Raw genomic sequence first — 20,338 nt, forward strand, 5'->3', positions numbered from 1 at the left:
ATGGAAAATATTTTGGATCTGTGGAATAAAGCACTTCAAAAAATAGAGACAAAGTTGAGCAAACCCAGTTTTGAGACATGGATGAAATCGACAAAAGCCCATTCTCTTCAAGGCGATACGCTTACAATTACGGCACCTAATGAATTTGCTAGAGACTGGCTGGAATCAAGATATCTCCACTTAATTGCTGATACCATCTACGAACTGACAGGTGAAGAGCTCAGCATTAAATTTATTATTCCTCAAAATCAGGATGAAGTGGAAGCCATGCCAAAGTCTCCAATTAAAAAAATGTCTAAAGAAGAGGCCGTTGATATTCCACAAAATATGCTGAATCCAAAATATACATTTGATACTTTTGTTATTGGTTCAGGCAACCGATTTGCGCATGCCGCTTCACTTGCAGTTGCGGAAGCACCGGCAAAAGCATATAACCCGCTCTTTATTTATGGGGGCGTTGGTTTAGGAAAGACTCACTTGATGCATGCGATTGGTCATTATGTCATCGACCATAATCCATCAGCCAAAGTGGTCTATCTATCATCTGAAAAATTTACAAATGAATTTATCAACTCAATCCGAGACAACAAAGCTGTCGATTTCCGTAATCGCTATCGGAATGTAGATGTGCTTTTGATAGATGATATTCAATTTTTAGCAGGAAAAGAACAAACACAAGAAGAGTTTTTCCATACATTCAACACACTTCACGAAGAAAGTAAGCAAATCGTCATTTCTAGTGACCGGCCGCCGAAAGAAATTCCGACACTTGAAGACAGATTACGCTCTCGATTCGAATGGGGCTTAATCACAGACATTACCCCGCCAGATTTAGAAACACGTATTGCAATTTTGCGAAAAAAGGCAAAAGCAGAAGGCTTAGACATTCCGAATGAAGTCATGCTTTATATTGCCAATCAAATCGACAGCAACATTCGTGAACTGGAGGGTGCTTTGATTCGTGTCGTTGCTTACTCTTCTTTAATTAATAAAGACATCAATGCGGATCTAGCAGCTGAGGCCCTAAAGGACATCATTCCTTCATCGAAGCCAAGAGTCATTACAATTAAAGATATTCAAAGAATTGTAGGGCAGCAATTTAATATACGCTTAGAGGATTTCAAAGCGAAGAAACGTACGAAGTCAGTTGCTTATCCAAGACAAATTGCCATGTATCTCTCTAGAGAAATGACCGATTCCTCTCTGCCTAAAATAGGAGAAGAATTTGGAGGTCGTGATCATACGACTGTCATTCATGCTCATGAGAAGATTTCGAAATTAATGGTTGAGGATGAACAGCTTCAGCAGCATGTGAAAGAAATCAAAGAACAATTAAAATAACCAAGCTGATATAATAAGTACGGGAAAATGTGAATAACTAGAGCATAGTCATACACAGTCTGTCCACATGTGGATAGGCTGTCTTTCCTTTCTTTTTACCGACTTATCCACATATTCACAAGCCCTACTATTACTTCTACGATTTTTATTAATAAAATATATATACATGTCATTAAGAAAATTTAGGAGGACCACTATGAAATTCACGATTCAAAAAGATCGTCTTGTCGAAAGTGTCCAAGATGTATTAAAGGCCGTATCCTCTAGAACAACGATACCTATTTTGACAGGGATTAAAATTGTTGCATCTGATGAGGGGGTTTCTCTAACAGGAAGCGACTCTGATATCTCAATTGAATCCTTTATTCCTCAAAGAGATGGAGATTTAGAAGTAATCACGATTGACCGTCCAGGGAGTATTGTGCTTCAGGCCCGCTTCTTTAGTGAAATTGTGAAGAAACTGCCAATGGCTACTGTCGAAATTGAAGTAGAACAAAATCACCTCACGATCATCCGTTCTGGTTCAGCGGAATTTAACTTAAACGGCTTAGATGCTGAGGAATATCCGCATCTGCCGCAAATTGAAGAGCATCATGCATTTCAAGTCCCGACAGATTTGCTTAAAAACTTAATTCGTCAAACCGTTTTTGCAGTGTCCACCTCAGAAACACGACCTATCTTGACAGGTGTAAACTGGAAGGTAGAGAAAGGTGAATTAATATGCACAGCGACGGATAGCCACCGTCTTGCTTTAAGAAAAGCGAAGTTGGATATTGACGAGGAAAGCTCATACAATGTCGTAATTCCAGGGAAGAGTTTAACAGAGCTAAGTAGAATCCTTGATGACGGACAAGATCTTGTGAGCATCGTGATTACAGAAACGCAAGTTCTCTTTAAAGCACAAAACGTGTTGTTCTTCTCAAGATTGCTGGATGGTAATTATCCAGATACAGCTCGCCTGATCCCGCAAGAAAGTAAAACGGATGTCGTGGTCAACACGAAGGAATTCCTTCAAGCTATTGATCGTGCATCACTTTTGGCAAGAGAAGGACGCAATAATGTCGTAAAGCTGTCAGCTGATCCTGAACAAAGCCTTGAGATTTCTTCTAATTCACCTGAAATCGGTAAAGTAGTCGAAACGGTTCAAGCGGATGACATTAAAGGGGAGGACCTCAAAATCTCCTTCAGTCCAAAATATATGCTGGATGCGTTAAAAGTATTAGAGGGAACAGAAATTCATGTAAGCTTCACTGGTGCCATGAGACCGTTCCTGTTGCGCACGCCAAATGATGATTCAATCTTGCAGTTGATTCTCCCAGTCAGAACATATTAATCCAATCTAAAATAGCTGCTGTGTGAGTGCACAGCAGCTTTTCTTCTCGTTTACCATGCTTTCTTTCATCCTAGTTCGCTTTCCCCCTTTCCTTCTTGTCTTGTTTTTTAGTACAATTAGATATTAGTGATATTGAAAGAGGTCGATATAATGCCTAATCTTATAACCATTGAGAAAGAAATGATTACTTTAGGGCAGTTTTTGAAATTAGCCGAAGTCATCCAATCTGGCGGAATGGCGAAATGGTTTTTAAGTGAACATGAGGTGTTCATTAATCAAGAGCCAGATAATAGACGGGGACGCAAACTATACCCAGGAGATGTTGTCGAGATAGAAGGTTATGGCACATTTCAAGTTGTGAATTAGAAACGGGTGACAATACATGTACATTCAAAGTCTGGCGTTAACTTCATACAGAAACTATGAACACACTGAGCTTCAATTCGACAACAAGGTGAATGTCATGATCGGTGAGAATGCCCAAGGTAAAACGAACTTGATGGAAGCGATCTATGTATTGTCGATGGCAAAGTCGCATCGTACGTCAAATGATAAAGAACTTATCCGATGGGACCAAGACTATGCTAAAATAGAAGGTAGAGTCATCAAAAAAAATGGTCCACTCCCAATGCAGCTCGTGATCTCAAAAAAAGGGAAAAAGGGCAAGGTCAATCACATTGAACAACAGAAGCTCAGTCATTATGTTGGTGCGTTAAACACCATCATGTTTGCACCAGAGGACTTAAGTCTTGTGAAGGGCAGCCCGCAAATCCGCAGAAGATTCCTCGATATGGAGATTGGACAAGTTTCGGCTGTCTACTTGCATGATTTATCGCTCTATCAAAAAATCCTCTCTCAGCGGAATCATTACTTGAAACAATTGCAGACAAGAAAGCAAACGGATCAAGCGATGCTGGAGGTTTTAACAGAGCAGTTGATTGATGCGGCAGTGAAAGTGGTCAAAAGACGACTGACTTTTACGAAACAGCTCGAGAAATGGGCGCAGCCGCTGCATTTTGGCATTTCTAGAGAGCTAGAAACACTCACGCTCCAATACCAGACGGCGATAGAGGTATCAGAAGCGTCAGACTTGTCGAAAATAAAGAATAGCTATGAAGAATCGTTTCAGAAACTAAGAGACAGAGAAATAGACCGAGGAGTGACACTGTGGGGACCTCACAGAGATGACCTTCTTTTCTTTGTGAATGGTCGGGATGTTCAGACATATGGCTCTCAAGGGCAGCAAAGAACAACAGCTCTTTCACTAAAGCTGGCAGAAATCGACCTGATACATGAAGAAATCGGAGAATATCCCATTCTTCTACTCGATGATGTTTTATCTGAACTTGATGATTACAGACAGTCTCATTTGCTCCATACCATTCAGGGACGTGTACAGACCTTCGTCACCACAACAAGTGTTGAAGGCATCGATCACGCCACCTTGAAAGAAGCGGAAATTTTCAGAGTAGCCAGTGGAAAAGTAATTGACTGATAAATGAGGTGTGAGTCTTGTATATTCATTTAGGTGATGATTGTGTTGTTTCTACACGAGAGATTGTCGCAATTGTTGATTACAAAATGAGGTCGTCTTCTGTTGTAGAAGAGTTTCTCCAAAAACAAGAAGAACAAATCATTTCGTTATCACAAGGAACACCCAAATCCATCGTCGTCACAACTGAATCTGTTTATTACTCTCCTCTTTCCTCAAGCACGCTCAAAAAACGTGCTTCATTTGTGATTGAAATTGAAGTCTAAAAGCTCAATTCATATAAATATATCGTTTAAGAAAAGTGTAGGTGAATGTACGTGGCAATGGAACAGCAACATAATAGTTATGATGAAAATCAGATACAGGTGCTCGAAGGACTAGAAGCTGTTAGAAAACGTCCAGGAATGTACATCGGGTCAACCAGTGCAAAAGGACTTCACCATCTTGTATGGGAAATTGTCGACAACAGTATTGATGAGGCTTTAGCTGGATATTGCACAGATATTACGGTGCAAATTGAAAAGGATAATAGCATTACAGTGAAAGATAATGGCCGCGGGATTCCGGTTGGGATTCATGAGAAAATGGGACGTCCTGCTGTAGAGGTCATTATGACTGTTCTTCACGCTGGCGGTAAATTTGACGGCAGCGGTTATAAAGTATCTGGCGGTCTGCATGGCGTAGGGGCATCTGTTGTTAATGCGTTATCTACGACCTTAGACGTGACCGTATATCGTGACGGGAAAATTCATTATCAACAATTCAAACGCGGTGTTCCAGCTGGAGATTTAGAGATCATTGGTGAAACAGATGTTACAGGGACAACCACTCATTTTGTGCCAGATCCAGAAATTTTTACTGAAACCATTGAATTTGATTACGACACACTTGCCAACCGTGTACGTGAGTTAGCTTTCTTAACAAAAGGTGTAAACATCATTATTGAAGATTTACGTGAAGGTAAAGAACGACGAAATGAATACTGCTATGAAGGCGGTATTAAGAGCTATGTAGAACATTTAAATCGCTCAAAAGAAGTCGTTCATGAAGAACCCGTTTACATCGAAGGTGAAAAAGACGGAATCACGATTGAAGTGGCGTTACAATATAACGATTCCTATACAAGCAACATCTATTCCTTCGCCAACAATATCAACACGTATGAAGGCGGAACGCACGAAGCAGGCTTTAAAACAGGTTTGACGCGTGTTATCAATGATTATGCTCGTAAGAATGGCGTATTCAAAGATGGAGACTCGAATTTGAGCGGTGAAGATGTGCGAGAAGGCTTAACAGCCATTATCTCCATCAAACATCCAGATCCTCAATTCGAAGGACAAACGAAGACAAAGCTTGGGAACTCAGAAGCAAGAACCATTACCGACTCCCTTTTCTCCGAAGCACTTGAGAAATTCCTCTTAGAGAATCCTGATGCTGCAAAGAAAATTGTGGAGAAAGGCGTGATGGCAGCTCGTGCAAGAATGGCTGCCAAAAAGGCACGTGAGCTGACAAGACGTAAAAGTGCACTGGAAGTCTCCAGCTTACCGGGGAAACTGGCGGACTGTTCTTCTAAAGACCCTTCCATCTCTGAACTCTATATCGTAGAGGGAGATTCTGCGGGCGGATCTGCTAAGCAAGGCCGTGATCGTCACTTCCAAGCGATCTTACCGTTAAGAGGGAAGATCCTAAACGTTGAAAAAGCGCGACTAGATAAAATTCTATCGAACAACGAGGTTCGTTCAATGATTACAGCATTAGGAACTGGAATCGGAGAAGACTTCACTTTAGAGAAAGCTCGCTATCACAAAGTTGTGATCATGACGGATGCCGATGTGGATGGAGCGCACATTCGAACGCTGCTTTTAACATTCTTCTATCGCTACATGCGTGAAATTATTGAAAACGGTTATGTGTATATTGCACAGCCGCCTTTATATAAAGTGCAGCAAGGAAAACGTGTTGAGTACGTGTATAACGACAAACAGCTAGATGAGCTGTTAAAAACACTTCCTCAAACACCAAAACCTGGACTTCAGCGTTATAAAGGTCTTGGAGAGATGAATGCCACTCAGCTTTGGGAAACAACAATGGACCCTGATGCGAGAACACTTCTTCAAGTCACACTTGAGGATGCGATCGATGCTGATGAGACATTTGAAATGCTCATGGGAGATAAAGTAGAGCCGAGAAGAAACTTTATCGAAGAAAACGCGCAATACGTGAAAAACCTCGATATTTAGATAGATCCCTACTGAGAACAACCTTATTTCTTGTTTGGAATAAGGTTGTTTTTCAAGAAATAGGGGCGTATAACCAATGTCCTGTTTTTCCGTGTTTTCGTTGATTTTCTAGTAAATAAATGTGTATAAAGACGAGATTATTGATATAATGGAGAATAGTCTTGTGAAGATAAATACATATTTTACTCCCACATAATTTATTTCATGTGATACGTAAAGGGAGGTTCTTATAGTGAGTGAACAACATACACCAAATGTACGCGAAGTGAATATTAGTCAAGAAATGCGTACGTCCTTTTTAGATTATGCAATGAGTGTGATTGTGTCGCGTGCATTACCAGATGTGCGAGACGGATTAAAGCCCGTGCATCGAAGAATTTTGTATGCGATGAATGACCTAGGTATGACAAGTGATAAACCATTTAAGAAATCTGCACGTATCGTTGGGGAAGTTATCGGTAAGTATCACCCTCACGGTGACAGCGCTGTATACGAAGCAATGGTTCGTATGGCGCAAGACTTCAACTATCGTTATATGTTAGTTGATGGTCATGGAAACTTTGGTTCAGTCGATGGAGACGGAGCAGCGGCGATGCGTTATACCGAGGCGCGTCTATCGAAGATTTCTATGGAAATCCTCCGTGATATCACAAAGGATACCATTGATTATCAAGATAACTATGACGGCAGTGAAAGAGAGCCAATGGTGATGCCTGCAAGATTCCCGAACTTATTGGTCAACGGAGCGACAGGAATTGCTGTAGGAATGGCGACCAATATTCCGCCGCACCAATTAGGTGAAGTGATTGATGGGGTATTGGCCATCAGTCAAAACCCGGAAATGACAACACAGGAGCTTATGGATATCATCCCAGGGCCAGATTTCCCAACAGCAGGTCAAATCATTGGCCGAAGTGGTATTCGAAAGGCGTATGAAACAGGGCGCGGCTCTATTACATTAAGAGCAAAATCGAATATTGAGGAAACATCTAGCGGAAAACAGCGCATTGTTATCAATGAGATCCCGTACCAAGTCAACAAAGCCCGTTTGATTGAAAAAATTGCTGATCTTGTGCGTGATAAAAAGATTGATGGCATTACAGATTTGCGTGATGAATCAGATCGTAATGGTATGCGTATTGTCATTGAACTGCGAAGAGACGCAAACGTCCATGTTCTATTAAACAATCTTTATAAACAAACGACACTTCAAACGTCATTTGGTATCAACTTATTAGCACTTGTTGATGGACAGCCGAAAGTCTTGTCCCTCAAACAATGTCTTGAGTATTATCTAGAGCATCAAAAAGTGATCATTCGCAGAAGAACGGCGTATGAGCTGCGTAAAGCAGAAGCAAGAGCACACATTTTAGAAGGCCTCAGAATTGCACTTGATCACTTAGATGAAGTCATTGCTTTAATTAGAGGCTCTCAAACTGCGGAAATTGCGAGAAATGGTTTGATGGAAAACTATAGCTTGTCTGAAAAACAGGCACAGGCCATTCTTGATATGCGACTTCAGCGTTTGACTGGCCTAGAACGAGAAAAGATAGAAGATGAATATAAAGGACTTGTTGATTTGATTGCTGAATTAAAAGCCATTTTAGCAGACAATGAGAAAGTACTTGAAATCATTAGAGAAGAATTAACAGAAATTAAAGAACGCTTTAATGATACGCGCCGGACTGAAATTGTGACAGCGGGTATTGAAACAATTGAAGACGAAGATTTGATTCCTGTTGAGAACATCGTGATTACGCTGACGCATAATGGTTATATCAAGCGTCTCCCTGCATCAACATACCGCAGTCAAAAAAGAGGCGGTAAAGGTGTCCAAGGAATGGGAACCAACGAAGATGATTTCGTTGAACAGTTGATTTCAACCTCGACCCACGATACGATTCTTTTCTTCTCTAATAAAGGGAAGGTTTATCGTGCGAAAGGGTATGAGATTCCTGAATTCGGACGGACAGCGAAAGGGATTCCGATCATTAACCTTCTTGAAGTAGAAAAGGGAGAATGGATTAACGCCATTATTCCAGTAAGCGAATTTGATGAAAATTCGTATCTCTTCTTTACAACAAGACACGGTGTATCAAAACGGACGACATTGTCTCAGTTTGCTAACATTCGAAACAACGGTCTTATTGCACTCAGCCTTCGTGACGAAGATGAACTGATGGCTGTTCGTTTAACCAATGGAGAAAAACAAATCATCATTGGAACGAAAAAGGGGATGCTGATCCGTTTTGACGAGACAGATGTTCGTGAAATGGGACGTACGGCAGCTGGAGTGAAAGGTATCACACTTTCCGAAGATGACATTGTCGTGGGTATGGAAATCCTTGAACCAGATGCAAACGTATTGATTGTAACTGAAAAAGGATATGGTAAACTAACCCCTGAAAAAGAATACCGTGTGCAAAGTCGTGGCGGTAAAGGTCTTAAAACGTGCAAAATCACTGACAACAACGGTCCGCTTGTCGCAGTGAAGGCAACTAATGCTGAAGCCGAAGAAGACTTGATGATTATTACAGGAAGCGGTGTAATCATTCGTATGGCCGTTTCTGACATTTCGACAACAGGTCGAGTCACTCAAGGTGTCCGCCTAATCCGCCTCGGTGATGAGGAACATGTCGCTACAGTGGCATTAGTTGAACAATCACAAGAAGACGATGAAGAGATTAGTGAAGAGAACGTAGAAAATATAGAGTCAGATCAAGAGCAATCTGAGTAAAAATGAAGCCGGTTCTTCACCGGCTTTATTTTTTTTTGAAAAAACATCATTTTTTTTGAAATTTATAATGCTTTTTTCATAGATATGTGTTAATCTTTCAAAGGAGCAAAAAGAGGCTCTATTTTTTATCTCATTCTCAGTAAAAACTTCTTTAAAAAAACGAAATGTTTTTTAAGAAAAATGTTGACTGTTGATAGAGATACATGATATATTTAAGTGGTCGCTTTAAGAGAGTGGCACACAAGTTCTTTGAAAACTAAACAAGACAAAACGTACCTGTTAATTCGAGTTTTTATAAAAAAATCCTATGAAATATCATAGGTAGTCAGTCAAACTGGCGAAAAACAAAACTTCGGTTTTGTACTTTTTCGGAGAGTTTGATCCTGGCTCAGGACGAACGCTGGCGGCGTGCCTAATACATGCAAGTCGAGCGGACAGAAGGGAGCTTGCTCCCGGATGTTAGCGGCGGACGGGTGAGTAACACGTGGGTAACCTGCCTGTAAGACTGGGATAACTCCGGGAAACCGGAGCTAATACCGGATAGTTCCTTGAACCGCATGGTTCAAGGATGAAAGACGGTTTCGGCTGTCACTTACAGATGGACCCGCGGCGCATTAGCTAGTTGGTGGGGTAATGGCTCACCAAGGCGACGATGCGTAGCCGACCTGAGAGGGTGATCGGCCACACTGGGACTGAGACACGGCCCAGACTCCTACGGGAGGCAGCAGTAGGGAATCTTCCGCAATGGACGAAAGTCTGACGGAGCAACGCCGCGTGAGTGATGAAGGTTTTCGGATCGTAAAGCTCTGTTGTTAGGGAAGAACAAGTGCGAGAGTAACTGCTCGCACCTTGACGGTACCTAACCAGAAAGCCACGGCTAACTACGTGCCAGCAGCCGCGGTAATACGTAGGTGGCAAGCGTTGTCCGGAATTATTGGGCGTAAAGGGCTCGCAGGCGGTTTCTTAAGTCTGATGTGAAAGCCCCCGGCTCAACCGGGGAGGGTCATTGGAAACTGGGAAACTTGAGTGCAGAAGAGGAGAGTGGAATTCCACGTGTAGCGGTGAAATGCGTAGAGATGTGGAGGAACACCAGTGGCGAAGGCGACTCTCTGGTCTGTAACTGACGCTGAGGAGCGAAAGCGTGGGGAGCGAACAGGATTAGATACCCTGGTAGTCCACGCCGTAAACGATGAGTGCTAAGTGTTAGGGGGTTTCCGCCCCTTAGTGCTGCAGCTAACGCATTAAGCACTCCGCCTGGGGAGTACGGTCGCAAGACTGAAACTCAAAGGAATTGACGGGGGCCCGCACAAGCGGTGGAGCATGTGGTTTAATTCGAAGCAACGCGAAGAACCTTACCAGGTCTTGACATCCTCTGACAACCCTAGAGATAGGGCTTTCCCTTCGGGGACAGAGTGACAGGTGGTGCATGGTTGTCGTCAGCTCGTGTCGTGAGATGTTGGGTTAAGTCCCGCAACGAGCGCAACCCTTGATCTTAGTTGCCAGCATTTAGTTGGGCACTCTAAGGTGACTGCCGGTGACAAACCGGAGGAAGGTGGGGATGACGTCAAATCATCATGCCCCTTATGACCTGGGCTACACACGTGCTACAATGGACAGAACAAAGGGCTGCGAGACCGCAAGGTTTAGCCAATCCCATAAATCTGTTCTCAGTTCGGATCGCAGTCTGCAACTCGACTGCGTGAAGCTGGAATCGCTAGTAATCGCGGATCAGCATGCCGCGGTGAATACGTTCCCGGGCCTTGTACACACCGCCCGTCACACCACGAGAGTTTGCAACACCCGAAGTCGGTGAGGTAACCTTTATGGAGCCAGCCGCCGAAGGTGGGGCAGATGATTGGGGTGAAGTCGTAACAAGGTAGCCGTATCGGAAGGTGCGGCTGGATCACCTCCTTTCTAAGGATATATGGAGCAGTGTGCGTTTTCGTCTTGTTTAGTTTTGAAGGAACTTGCAAAAGATCCTACAATATCATATCTTCGATATGAAAGATGGGCCTGTAGCTCAGCTGGTTAGAGCGCACGCCTGATAAGCGTGAGGTCGGTGGTTCGAGTCCACTCAGGCCCACCATCTTCTATTAAATCGGGGCCTTAGCTCAGCTGGGAGAGCGCCTGCCTTGCACGCAGGAGGTCAGCGGTTCGATCCCGCTAGGCTCCACCAACGTGTTCTTTGAAAACTAGATAACAATAAGTAATACATTCACATTGAATGCAATGCAAAGTTCATCACACATAGTGATTCTTTCTAAAGTAAGAAATGGTTAAGTTAGAAAGGGCGCACGGTGGATGCCTTGGCACTAGGAGCCGATGAAGGACGGGACGAACACCGATATGCTTCGGGGAGCTGTAAGCAAGCTTTGATCCGGAGATTTCCGAATGGGGAAACCCACTGCTCGTAATGGAGTAGTATCCATACTTGAATACATAGAGTATGAGAAGGCATACCCGGGGAACTGAAACATCTAAGTACCCGGAGGAAGAGAAAGCAAATGCGATTCCCTGAGTAGCGGCGAGCGAAACGGGAACAGCCCAAACCAAGAGGCTTGCCTCTTGGGGTTGTAGGACACTCTATACGGAGTTACAAAGGAACGATATAAGCGAAGAGGTCTGGAAAGGCCCGCCAAAGAAGGTAACAGCCCTGTAACTGAAATGTTGTTCTCTCCAGAGTGGATCCTGAGTACGGCGGAACACGTGAAATTCCGTCGGAATCCGGGAGGACCATCTCCCAAGGCTAAATACTCCCTAGTGACCGATAGTGAACCAGTACCGTGAGGGAAAGGTGAAAAGCACCCCGGAAGGGGAGTGAAATAGATCCTGAAACCGTGTGCCTACAAGTAGTCAGAGCCCGTTAATGGGTGATGGCGTGCCTTTTGTAGAATGAACCGGCGAGTTACGATCCCGTGCAAGGTTAAGCAGAAGATGCGGAGCCGCAGCGAAAGCGAGTCTGAATAGGGCGCATGAGTACGTGGTCGTAGACCCGAAACCAGGTGATCTACCCATGTCCAGGGTGAAGTTCAGGTAACACTGAATGGAGGCCCGAACCCACGCACGTTGAAAAGTGCGGGGATGAGGTGTGGGTAGGGGTGAAATGCCAATCGAACCTGGAGATAGCTGGTTCTCTCCGAAATAGCTTTAGGGCTAGCCTCAAGGTAAGAGTCTCGGAGGTAGAGCACTGATTGGACTAGGGGCCCCTACCGGGTTACCGAATTCAGTCAAACTCCGAATGCCGATGACTTATCCTTGGGAGTCAGACTGCGAGTGATAAGATCCGTAGTCGAAAGGGAAACAGCCCAGACCGCCAGCTAAGGTCCCAAAGTATACGTTAAGTGGAAAAGGATGTGGAGTTGCTTAGACAACCAGGATGTTGGCTTAGAAGCAGCCACCATTTAAAGAGTGCGTAATAGCTCACTGGTCGAGTGACTCTGCGCCGAAAATGTACCGGGGCTAAACGTATCACCGAAGCTGCGGACTGTTCTGACGAACAGTGGTAGGAGAGCGTTCTAAGTGCTGTGAAGTCAGACCGGAAGGACTGGTGGAGCGCTTAGAAGTGAGAATGCCGGTATGAGTAGCGAAAGACGGGTGAGAATCCCGTCCACCGAATGCCTAAGGTTTCCTGAGGAAGGCTCGTCCGCTCAGGGTTAGTCGGGACCTAAGCCGAGGCCGAAAGGCGTAGGCGATGGACAACAGGTTGATATTCCTGTACCACCTCCTCACCATTTGAGCAATGGGGGGACGCAGGAGGATAGGGTAAGCGCGGTATTGGATATCCGCGTCCAAGCAGTTAGGCTGGGAAATAGGCAAATCCGTTTCCCGTAAAGGCTGAGCTGTGATGGCGAGCGAAATTTAGTAGCGAAGTTCCTGATTCCACACTGCCAAGAAAAGCCTCTAGCGAGGTGAGAGGTGCCCGTACCGCAAACCGACACAGGTAGGCGAGGAGAGAATCCTAAGGTGATCGAGAGAACTCTCGTTAAGGAACTCGGCAAAATGACCCCGTAACTTCGGGAGAAGGGGTGCTTCTTAGGGTGTTAAAGCCCCGAGAAGCCGCAGTGAATAGGCCCAGGCGACTGTTTAGCAAAAACACAGGTCTCTGCGAAGCCGTAAGGCGAAGTATAGGGGCTGACGCCTGCCCGGTGCTGGAAGGTTAAGAGGAGCGCTTAGCGTAAGCGAAGGTGCGAATTGAAGCCCCAGTAAACGGCGGCCGTAACTATAACGGTCCTAAGGTAGCGAAATTCCTTGTCGGGTAAGTTCCGACCCGCACGAAAGGCGCAACGATCTGGGCACTGTCTCAACGAGAGACTCGGTGAAATTATAGTACCTGTGAAGATGCAGGTTACCCGCGACAGGACGGAAAGACCCCGTGGAGCTTTACTGCAGCCTGATATTGAATGTTGGTACAGCTTGTACAGGATAGGTAGGAGCCTTGGAAACCGGAGCGCTAGCTTCGGTGGAGGCATCGGTGGGATACTACCCTGGCTGTATTGACCTTCTAACCCGCTGCCCTTATCGGGCAGGGAGACAGTGTCAGGTGGGCAGTTTGACTGGGGCGGTCGCCTCCTAAAATGTAACGGAGGCGCCCAAAGGTTCCCTCAGAATGGTTGGAAATCATTCGCAGAGTGTAAAGGCACAAGGGAGCTTGACTGCGAGACCTACAAGTCGAGCAGGGACGAAAGTCGGGCTTAGTGATCCGGTGGTTCCGCATGGAAGGGCCATCGCTCAACGGATAAAAGCTACCCCGGGGATAACAGGCTTATCTCCCCCAAGAGTCCACATCGACGGGGAGGTTTGGCACCTCGATGTCGGCTCATCGCATCCTGGGGCTGTAGTCGGTCCCAAGGGTTGGGCTGTTCGCCCATTAAAGCGGTACGCGAGCTGGGTTCAGAACGTCGTGAGACAGTTCGGTCCCTATCCGTCGCGGGCGCAGGAAATTTGAGAGGAGCTGTCCTTAGTACGAGAGGACCGGGATGGACGCACCGCTGGTGTACCAGTTGTTCTGCCAAGGGCATCGCTGGGTAGCTATGTGCGGACGGGATAAGTGCTGAAAGCATCTAAGCATGAAGCCCCCCTCAAGATGAGATTTCCCATTCCGCAAGGAAGTAAGATCCCTGAAAGATGATCAGGTTGATAGGTCTGAGGTGGAAGCGTGGTGACACGTGGAGCTGACAGATACTAATAGATCGAGGACTTAACCTATATTCTAATGTGAAGCATGAACATTGTTATCTAGTTTTGAGAGAACATTCTCTCCATCAGGTTTGGTGGCGATAGCGAAGAGGTCACACCCGTTCCCATACCGAACACGGAAGTTAAGCTCTTCAGCGCCGATGGTAGTTGGGGGTCTCCCCCTGTGAGAGTAGGACGCCGCCAAGCTTTTCTAAGGATCAGTTCCATACGGAACTGGTCTTTTTTGTGTTTTCTTCTAACAGCATCATGATATAAGCTGGGAACTTCTCTTCGGCAATCTCCATGTAGCGTTCAATCATGACGTAATCATCACTAATGTATTGAGACAGCAGCTCGTACCACCATTCAGTTTCGTAGCGGGCAATCATACTGAGGTTATACATTAATAAGTAATGGCTGATGATCTCAGGAATCCCTAAAAATGAATCACGAGTTGACGGAATAAACCATTGATCCATTTCTAAATCATAATGAAGATGAGTAGCGAGCGCTGGATTTTCTTCTAGAGCTACATCAAACGTCAGCTTTTTGGCTTCTCTTTGCTTGAGTTTCCAACTTGTATGGAACTCAAAGTATTCAATAAAGCGTTCAGCAGACATGTTATAAAGCAATGGAATATGATCTTGAATCATCATCCCATTAACCTTTTCCACTTTAACTAATGTCGAGGGCTGCTTTTGAAACTCCAGAATATGACTCATTTCAGGTATCTTTGAAAGGAGATGAATCATCGTAAATCGCTCATCTTCAAGACCATTTAAATGAAATAGATGCTTTAACACATGCATGCATAGTCCATTTCGCTGAATTTTCACTTCATCTTCACTAAAACGGTAGTGCTGCTTCTTTCTCTTTCTCGATGTTACGCCGTGGGCCAAAACAGAGGTTTGAGAAGGATAGTGAGGATCAACTGTCAGTAAACATGCCTTTAGCAACTGAGCCATTCCATAAAACAATAAAATCGGCTTCAGTTCGAGTGGAGCGATAGCTGCCTGTTCATAGAACGTATGGCCATGCTTTAAAAAGTAAATAAACCGTTCACAGTTTTTATAGGCTTGCTGGTTTGCATCTTGAATGCTTCGTTTCTCATATTGTTGATATAGAAACTTTTGGGAAGTTTCGAGTGAGTAAAAACGTTTTAAATCCTTCCATCCTGAACTTTTCATCTTCTTCCTCAACTCTCTTTATATTTTCTAAAAATTGCAACTGTTTGTTGCTTCCTTGACATGCTGTTTCCTAGTTGATAATCTACATATAATATTTTGCCGAAAAGAGGGGGATTTACTAATGTGGGAAAGTAAATTTTCAAAAGAAGGTTTGACGTTTGACGATGTTTTGCTTGTTCCAGCTAAGTCTGAAGTACTTCCGCGTGATGTCGATTTATCAGTTGAGTTAACAAGCACATTAAAACTAAACATTCCAATTATCAGTGCAGGAATGGACACGGTGACGGAATCACAAATGGCGATTGCAATGGCACGTCAAGGTGGTCTTGGTATCATTCATAAGAACATGTCTATTGAGCAACAAGCAGAACAAGTGGATAAAGTAAAACGTTCAGAGCGCGGCGTTATTACAAATCCATTCTTCTTAACACCTGAGCATCAAGTATTTGATGCAGAGCACCTAATGGGTAAATACCGTATTTCAGGTGTACCGATTGTAAATAACGAAGAAGATCAAAAGCTTGTTGGTATTATTACGAACCGTGACCTTCGTTTTATTTCGGATTATTCAATGAAGATTAGCGACGTGATGACAAAAGAGGAACTTGTGACAGCTTCTGTAGGTACGACGTTAGAAGAAGCTGAAAAAATCCTACAGCAATATAAAATTGAAAAATTACCTCTTTTAGATGACGAAGGAACGTTAAAAGGTCTCATCACCATCAAAGATATTGAAAAAGTGATCGAATTCCCTAACTCCTCTAAAGATGCACATGGCCGTTTAATTGTTGGTGCCGCTGTTGGTGTCACTGGCGATACAATGACTCGTGTGAGAAAATTAGTCGAAGCCAATGTTGATGTCGTTGTCATTGATACTGCACATGGTCATTCACAAGGTGTTCTAAACACTGTATCGAAAATCCGTGAAACGTATCCTTCTCTTAATATCATTGCTGGTAATGTTGCAACAGCCGAAGCAACTAAAGCATTATTTGAAGCAGGAGCAGATATTGTGAAAGTCGGTATCGGACCAGGGTCTATTTGTACAACACGTGTTGTTGCAGGTGTTGGTGTACCACAAATCACAGCAATCTATGACTGTGCAACAGAAGCAAGAAAACATGGTAAAGCTATTATTGCAGATGGTGGAATTAAATATTCAGGTGATATCGTAAAAGCTCTAGCATCTGGTGGACATGCTGTTATGCTTGGAAGCCTTCTAGCTGGTACATCTGAAAGCCCAGGAGACACAGAAATTTTCCAAGGTAGACGCTTCAAAGTTTATCGCGGTATGGGTTCAGTCGCTGCAATGGAAAAAGGAAGTAAAGATCGTTACTTCCAAGAAGATAATAAAAAATTCGTTCCAGAAGGTATTGAAGGCCGTACACCGTACAAAGGACCAGTCGTTGATACAGTGTATCAACTAGTTGGCGGTATCCGTTCTGGTATGGGCTATTGTGGAACACAGGACTTACGCTCACTTAGAGAAGACGCACAGTTCATTCGCATGACTGGTGCAGGACTTCGTGAGAGTCATCCACATGATGTACAAATTACAAAAGAATCACCAAACTACACAATTTCTTGATAAATTGTGACAATCAAATTACATTTGACAGGGTCTATGACTCTGTCTATTTTTTTTGTCTTTATTGTGATAAAATTTATACTGTTGTGTTGAAATAAGCCCTTGTGGATTAAATATATATGAAATACGTCGAAAAAAGATGAATACGGAGGTATGACGATTGAACAGCAAGATGTTGAAACAGCTTATGGTCTCTATCCTTGCACTGGCATTGATTGTGACAGCATTTACACCAATGTCCAAAGCAAAAGCAGCTGAAGATCCATTCAATGTGAATGCGAAAGCAGCGATCCTAATTGAAGCTTCTACAGGTAAAATTCTTTATAGTAAAAACGCAGAACAAAGACTGCCTATTGCAAGTATGGCAAAGATGATGACAGAGTATCTATTACTAGAGGCGATTGCTGAAGGCAAAGTGAAATGGGATCAAACGTATACGCCAGATGATTATGTATACGAAATTTCTCAGGACCGCAGTTTATCAAACGTTCCTTTGAGAAAAGATGGCTCGTATACAGTGAAAGAACTTTATCAAGCAACGGCTATTTATTCGGCAAATGCAGCAGCGATTGGCTTAGCAGAAGTGATCGCTGGATCAGAATCGAAGTTCGTTGAAAAAATGAACGCAAAAGCGAAAGAACTTGGTTTAACTAACTACAAATTCGTGAATGCAACTGGACTAGAAAATAAAGATTTACATGGCAAACAGCCAAAAGGTACAGGCCCTGATGAAGAAAGTGAAGTATCTGCGAAAGATATGGCATTGCTTGCACAGCATCTCATCAAAGACCATCCAGAAATTCTTGAAACATCAAGTATCGCGAAAACAAAGTTCAGAGAAGGCACAGACGATGAAATGGACATGCCTAACTGGAACTTCATGCTTAAAGGACTTGTGAAGGAATATGAAGGTGTAGACGGTCTGAAGACAGGCTCTACGGATTCAGCTGGTTCTAGCTTCACAGGTACCGCAAAACAAGGTGACATGCGTGTCATCGCTGTGATCTTGAATGCAAAAGGTAATCTTCATACAGCACGTTTCGACGTGGCGAAAAAACTGTTCGACTATGCATTTAAAAACTTCACGATGAAAGAAATGTACAAAAAAGGTCAACAGATCAAAGGACATGAAAACATCGAAGTCGATAAAGGCAAAGACAAAGAAGTACCTGTCGTCACGAAAGAAGCTTTCTCTGTGCCAGTAAAAAATGGCGACGAAAAGAGCTTTAAAGCAAAAGTAAATATCGAGAAAAAGAAACTAGAAGCTCCTATTAAAAAAGGAACGAAGGTTGGCATGCTGACGACTTCTTATTCTGGTGATGAGAAGGACTACGGCTATTTGAATAAAGATCAATCAGGTGTTGAGCTTATAACGAAAACAGGCGATGAAAAAGCAAACTGGTTCATCCTTGCAATGCGTAGTGTAGGTGGATTCTTCGCTGGCATTTGGGGCGGAATCGTTGACACAGTAAAAGGTTGGTTCTAATAAAAAACTGCTCTCTATGCATAGAGAGCAGTTTTTTTATCGTTAAAAGAAAAGTGATTGTTTTTGATTTTGAGGAGTGGACAAGGCTTGCTGAAAAATACCACATAACTTTTCCACGCCCTCGGTCAGTGCCTTTTCATTCACATAAGAAAAGCTGAGGCGGATATAGTTTTGCTTCGGCTCTCCAGGATAGCACACAGAGCCAGGCAGAAAGGTAATTTGCTGCTTACGTGCCTCATGCAGCAGTGCACGTGTATCGACCCAGGAAGGAAAGCTAAGCCATAAATTGAGCCCGCCCTGAGGGATTTGCCACGTCACATCTTTTGGTGCATGCTTCGTTAATACATCTATCATTAAATCACGTCTCACCTTCAAGGCGGTTCTCAGCTTTTTCGTATGATCAATCATCTTCTTCGAAGTCAGAAATGGCAGAATGGCTTTTTGTGTGAGAAGAGGGCTGCCTAAATCATTATTGGCCTTTGCAGCTAATAAACGATTAAATATCGAGCCTGAGGCGGTGATAATCCCAATTCTGCATCCTGGAGCCAGTGTTTTACTTAATCCTCGCAAATAAATGACGTGTCCATCATGATCAAGACTTTTGATAGGTGCTGGCGGCTTCTTTTCGAAATAAAGCTCACGATAAGGATCATCCTCTACAATGAGACAATCAATGCTTTGAGCCAGTAAGAGAAGTTGTTTTCTGCGTTTCATTGACATACTGGCCCCTGTCGGACTGTGAAAAGTAGGAATCGTGTAGATGAGCTTTGGTTTATATTTATCACAAATGCTTTGAAGCTGCTTCATGTTCATGCCTTCATGATCAACAGGGACTGTAATAATTCTTGCCCCTCTGCCCATAAAGACATCAATGGCGCCTGGATAAGTCGGTGCTTCCATGACAACTACATCATCAGGACCGATAAACGCACGTGCGACCAAATCAAGCCCTTGCTGAGAACCACTAGTTACAAGGATATTTTCAGGAGTAGAAGGCACACCCAGCTTTTCTAAAAAAGACTGAATGACTTGCCTAAGCTGAAGATCCCCTTGAATTTCCCCATACTTCGACATGATTTGAGGATGTCTGGCTAGTACGTGCTGCATTTCTTTTTCTAAATACCGGTTTGGCAAAAGCCCTGGATCAATCATAGAGGAAGAAAGGTTGATCGCTTCTTCGACATAGTGATACTGAGCAAATTGAGACCGAGGTAAATAATCCGGAATGGATAACTGCCAATCAAAAGAGGTAGATGATGGAACCGGAATATCTGACTGCTTTTGCAGCTCATCCACAAACGTCCCTTTACCTTGCACAGTCGTTAAATATCCGTCGTCCTTCAGCCGTGTGTATGCCTTTGCTGCCGTGACAAGACTCACATTCAGCTGCTTTGCTAAATCACGTACAGTTGGCAGCTTATCTCCCTGCTGAAGCAAACCCGATTGGATATGATCAATGATCGAAAAGTAAATCTGATTCGAAAGAGATGTATCAGAATGTCGATGGATATCAATATGCATGAGAAACCTCCATTGAGTGCAAAATTGTTATACATGAATTTGAATTGTTATAGTTGCATTATAGCATGTAAATCACACTTCAAAGAAAAAACGACTTATTTTTAGCCAGAAATCGTTTATATACAAGGGTTTAGGCTTTTTTGTCGGCTGATTGAATTGTTATACTATTCTCTTTATTGTTATACTGTCTCGATTGTATGATAAAGAGGTAAATCAATCGAATTGACAAATGGGAGGA

At 43.5% G+C, this 20,338-nt stretch carries 11 protein-coding genes, 2 tRNA genes and 3 rRNA genes; 14 read left to right on the forward strand and 2 right to left on the reverse strand.

Translation table 11 applies throughout. The features are described 5' to 3' along the window. From dnaA to rrf, 12 genes are all read left to right on the forward strand, one after another. Entirely contained in the window at positions 1-1,341 is a 1,341-nt protein-coding gene (gene dnaA / locus GKC25_RS00005; protein ID WP_034660669.1) for a chromosomal replication initiator protein DnaA, read from the forward strand. 196 nt (positions 1,342-1,537) lie between these two features. Then, positions 1,538-2,674 carry a DNA polymerase III subunit beta gene (gene dnaN, locus GKC25_RS00010; RefSeq protein ID WP_034660670.1) on the forward strand — a complete coding sequence of 379 codons (1,137 nt, stop codon included), beginning with the start codon at positions 1,538-1,540 and terminating at the stop codon, positions 2,672-2,674. Positions 2,675-2,824: 150 nt separating this feature from the next. Then, a complete protein-coding gene (gene yaaA, locus GKC25_RS00015) occupies positions 2,825-3,040 on the forward strand; it encodes a S4 domain-containing protein YaaA (protein WP_003215257.1) in 216 nt (71 codons plus the stop codon). 16 nt (positions 3,041-3,056) lie between these two features. Then, positions 3,057-4,169 (forward strand): DNA replication/repair protein RecF, encoded by a 1,113-nt coding sequence (recF, locus tag GKC25_RS00020; RefSeq protein WP_034660671.1) that lies wholly within the window; start codon positions 3,057-3,059, stop codon positions 4,167-4,169. 17 nt (positions 4,170-4,186) lie between these two features. Then, positions 4,187-4,432 (forward strand): extracellular matrix regulator RemB, encoded by a 246-nt coding sequence (remB, locus tag GKC25_RS00025; RefSeq protein WP_008360920.1) that lies wholly within the window; start codon positions 4,187-4,189, stop codon positions 4,430-4,432. Positions 4,433-4,489: 57 nt separating this feature from the next. Further along, positions 4,490-6,406 carry a DNA topoisomerase (ATP-hydrolyzing) subunit B gene (gene gyrB / locus GKC25_RS00030; protein WP_034660746.1) on the forward strand — a complete coding sequence of 639 codons (1,917 nt, stop codon included), beginning with the start codon at positions 4,490-4,492 and terminating at the stop codon, positions 6,404-6,406. Between the two features lie 232 nt (positions 6,407-6,638). Further along, positions 6,639-9,143, forward strand: a complete 2,505-nt coding sequence (gene gyrA / locus GKC25_RS00035; protein ID WP_034660673.1) for a DNA gyrase subunit A — start codon at positions 6,639-6,641, stop codon at positions 9,141-9,143. Between the two features lie 365 nt (positions 9,144-9,508). Beyond that, positions 9,509-11,057 (forward strand): 16S ribosomal RNA (locus GKC25_RS00040). 95 nt (positions 11,058-11,152) lie between these two features. Then, positions 11,153-11,229, forward strand: a tRNA-Ile gene (locus tag GKC25_RS00045). 14 nt (positions 11,230-11,243) lie between these two features. Beyond that, positions 11,244-11,319: transfer RNA gene (locus tag GKC25_RS00050), tRNA-Ala, on the forward strand. 98 nt (positions 11,320-11,417) lie between these two features. After that, positions 11,418-14,348, forward strand: a 23S ribosomal RNA gene (locus tag GKC25_RS00055). A 61-nt stretch (positions 14,349-14,409) separates the two neighbouring features. Further along, positions 14,410-14,525: ribosomal RNA gene (rrf, locus tag GKC25_RS00060) — 5S ribosomal RNA — on the forward strand. Together the 16S, 23S and 5S rRNA genes with 2 tRNA genes alongside form the textbook arrangement of a ribosomal RNA operon. Positions 14,526-14,536: 11 nt before the next feature. On the opposite strand, the gene GKC25_RS00065 is transcribed toward rrf, so the two are convergent. Next, positions 14,537-15,505 carry a YaaC family protein gene (locus GKC25_RS00065; RefSeq protein WP_060595635.1) on the reverse strand — a complete coding sequence of 323 codons (969 nt, stop codon included), beginning with the start codon at positions 15,503-15,505 and terminating at the stop codon, positions 14,537-14,539. Between the two features lie 121 nt (positions 15,506-15,626). Here GKC25_RS00065 and guaB point away from each other — a divergent pair, with 121 nt between their 5' ends. Both guaB and GKC25_RS00075 read left to right on the forward strand, forming a co-directional pair. Further along, on the forward strand, positions 15,627-17,093 hold the full coding sequence (gene guaB / locus GKC25_RS00070) for an IMP dehydrogenase (RefSeq protein ID WP_034666116.1): 1,467 nt from the start codon (positions 15,627-15,629) through the stop codon (positions 17,091-17,093). A gap of 160 nt (positions 17,094-17,253) precedes the next feature. Further along, a complete protein-coding gene (locus GKC25_RS00075) occupies positions 17,254-18,579 on the forward strand; it encodes a D-alanyl-D-alanine carboxypeptidase family protein (RefSeq protein ID WP_034666113.1) in 1,326 nt (441 codons plus the stop codon). A gap of 42 nt (positions 18,580-18,621) precedes the next feature. On the opposite strand, the gene GKC25_RS00080 is transcribed toward GKC25_RS00075, so the two are convergent. Beyond that, positions 18,622-20,100: a PLP-dependent aminotransferase family protein gene (locus GKC25_RS00080; RefSeq protein ID WP_034666110.1), complete on the reverse strand. Its 1,479-nt coding sequence runs from the start codon at positions 20,098-20,100 to the stop codon at positions 18,622-18,624. Positions 20,101-20,338 lie beyond the last annotated feature (238 nt).

It is taken from the genome of Bacillus pumilus, from assembly GCF_038738535.1.
GTDB lineage: Bacteria > Bacillota > Bacilli > Bacillales > Bacillaceae > Bacillus.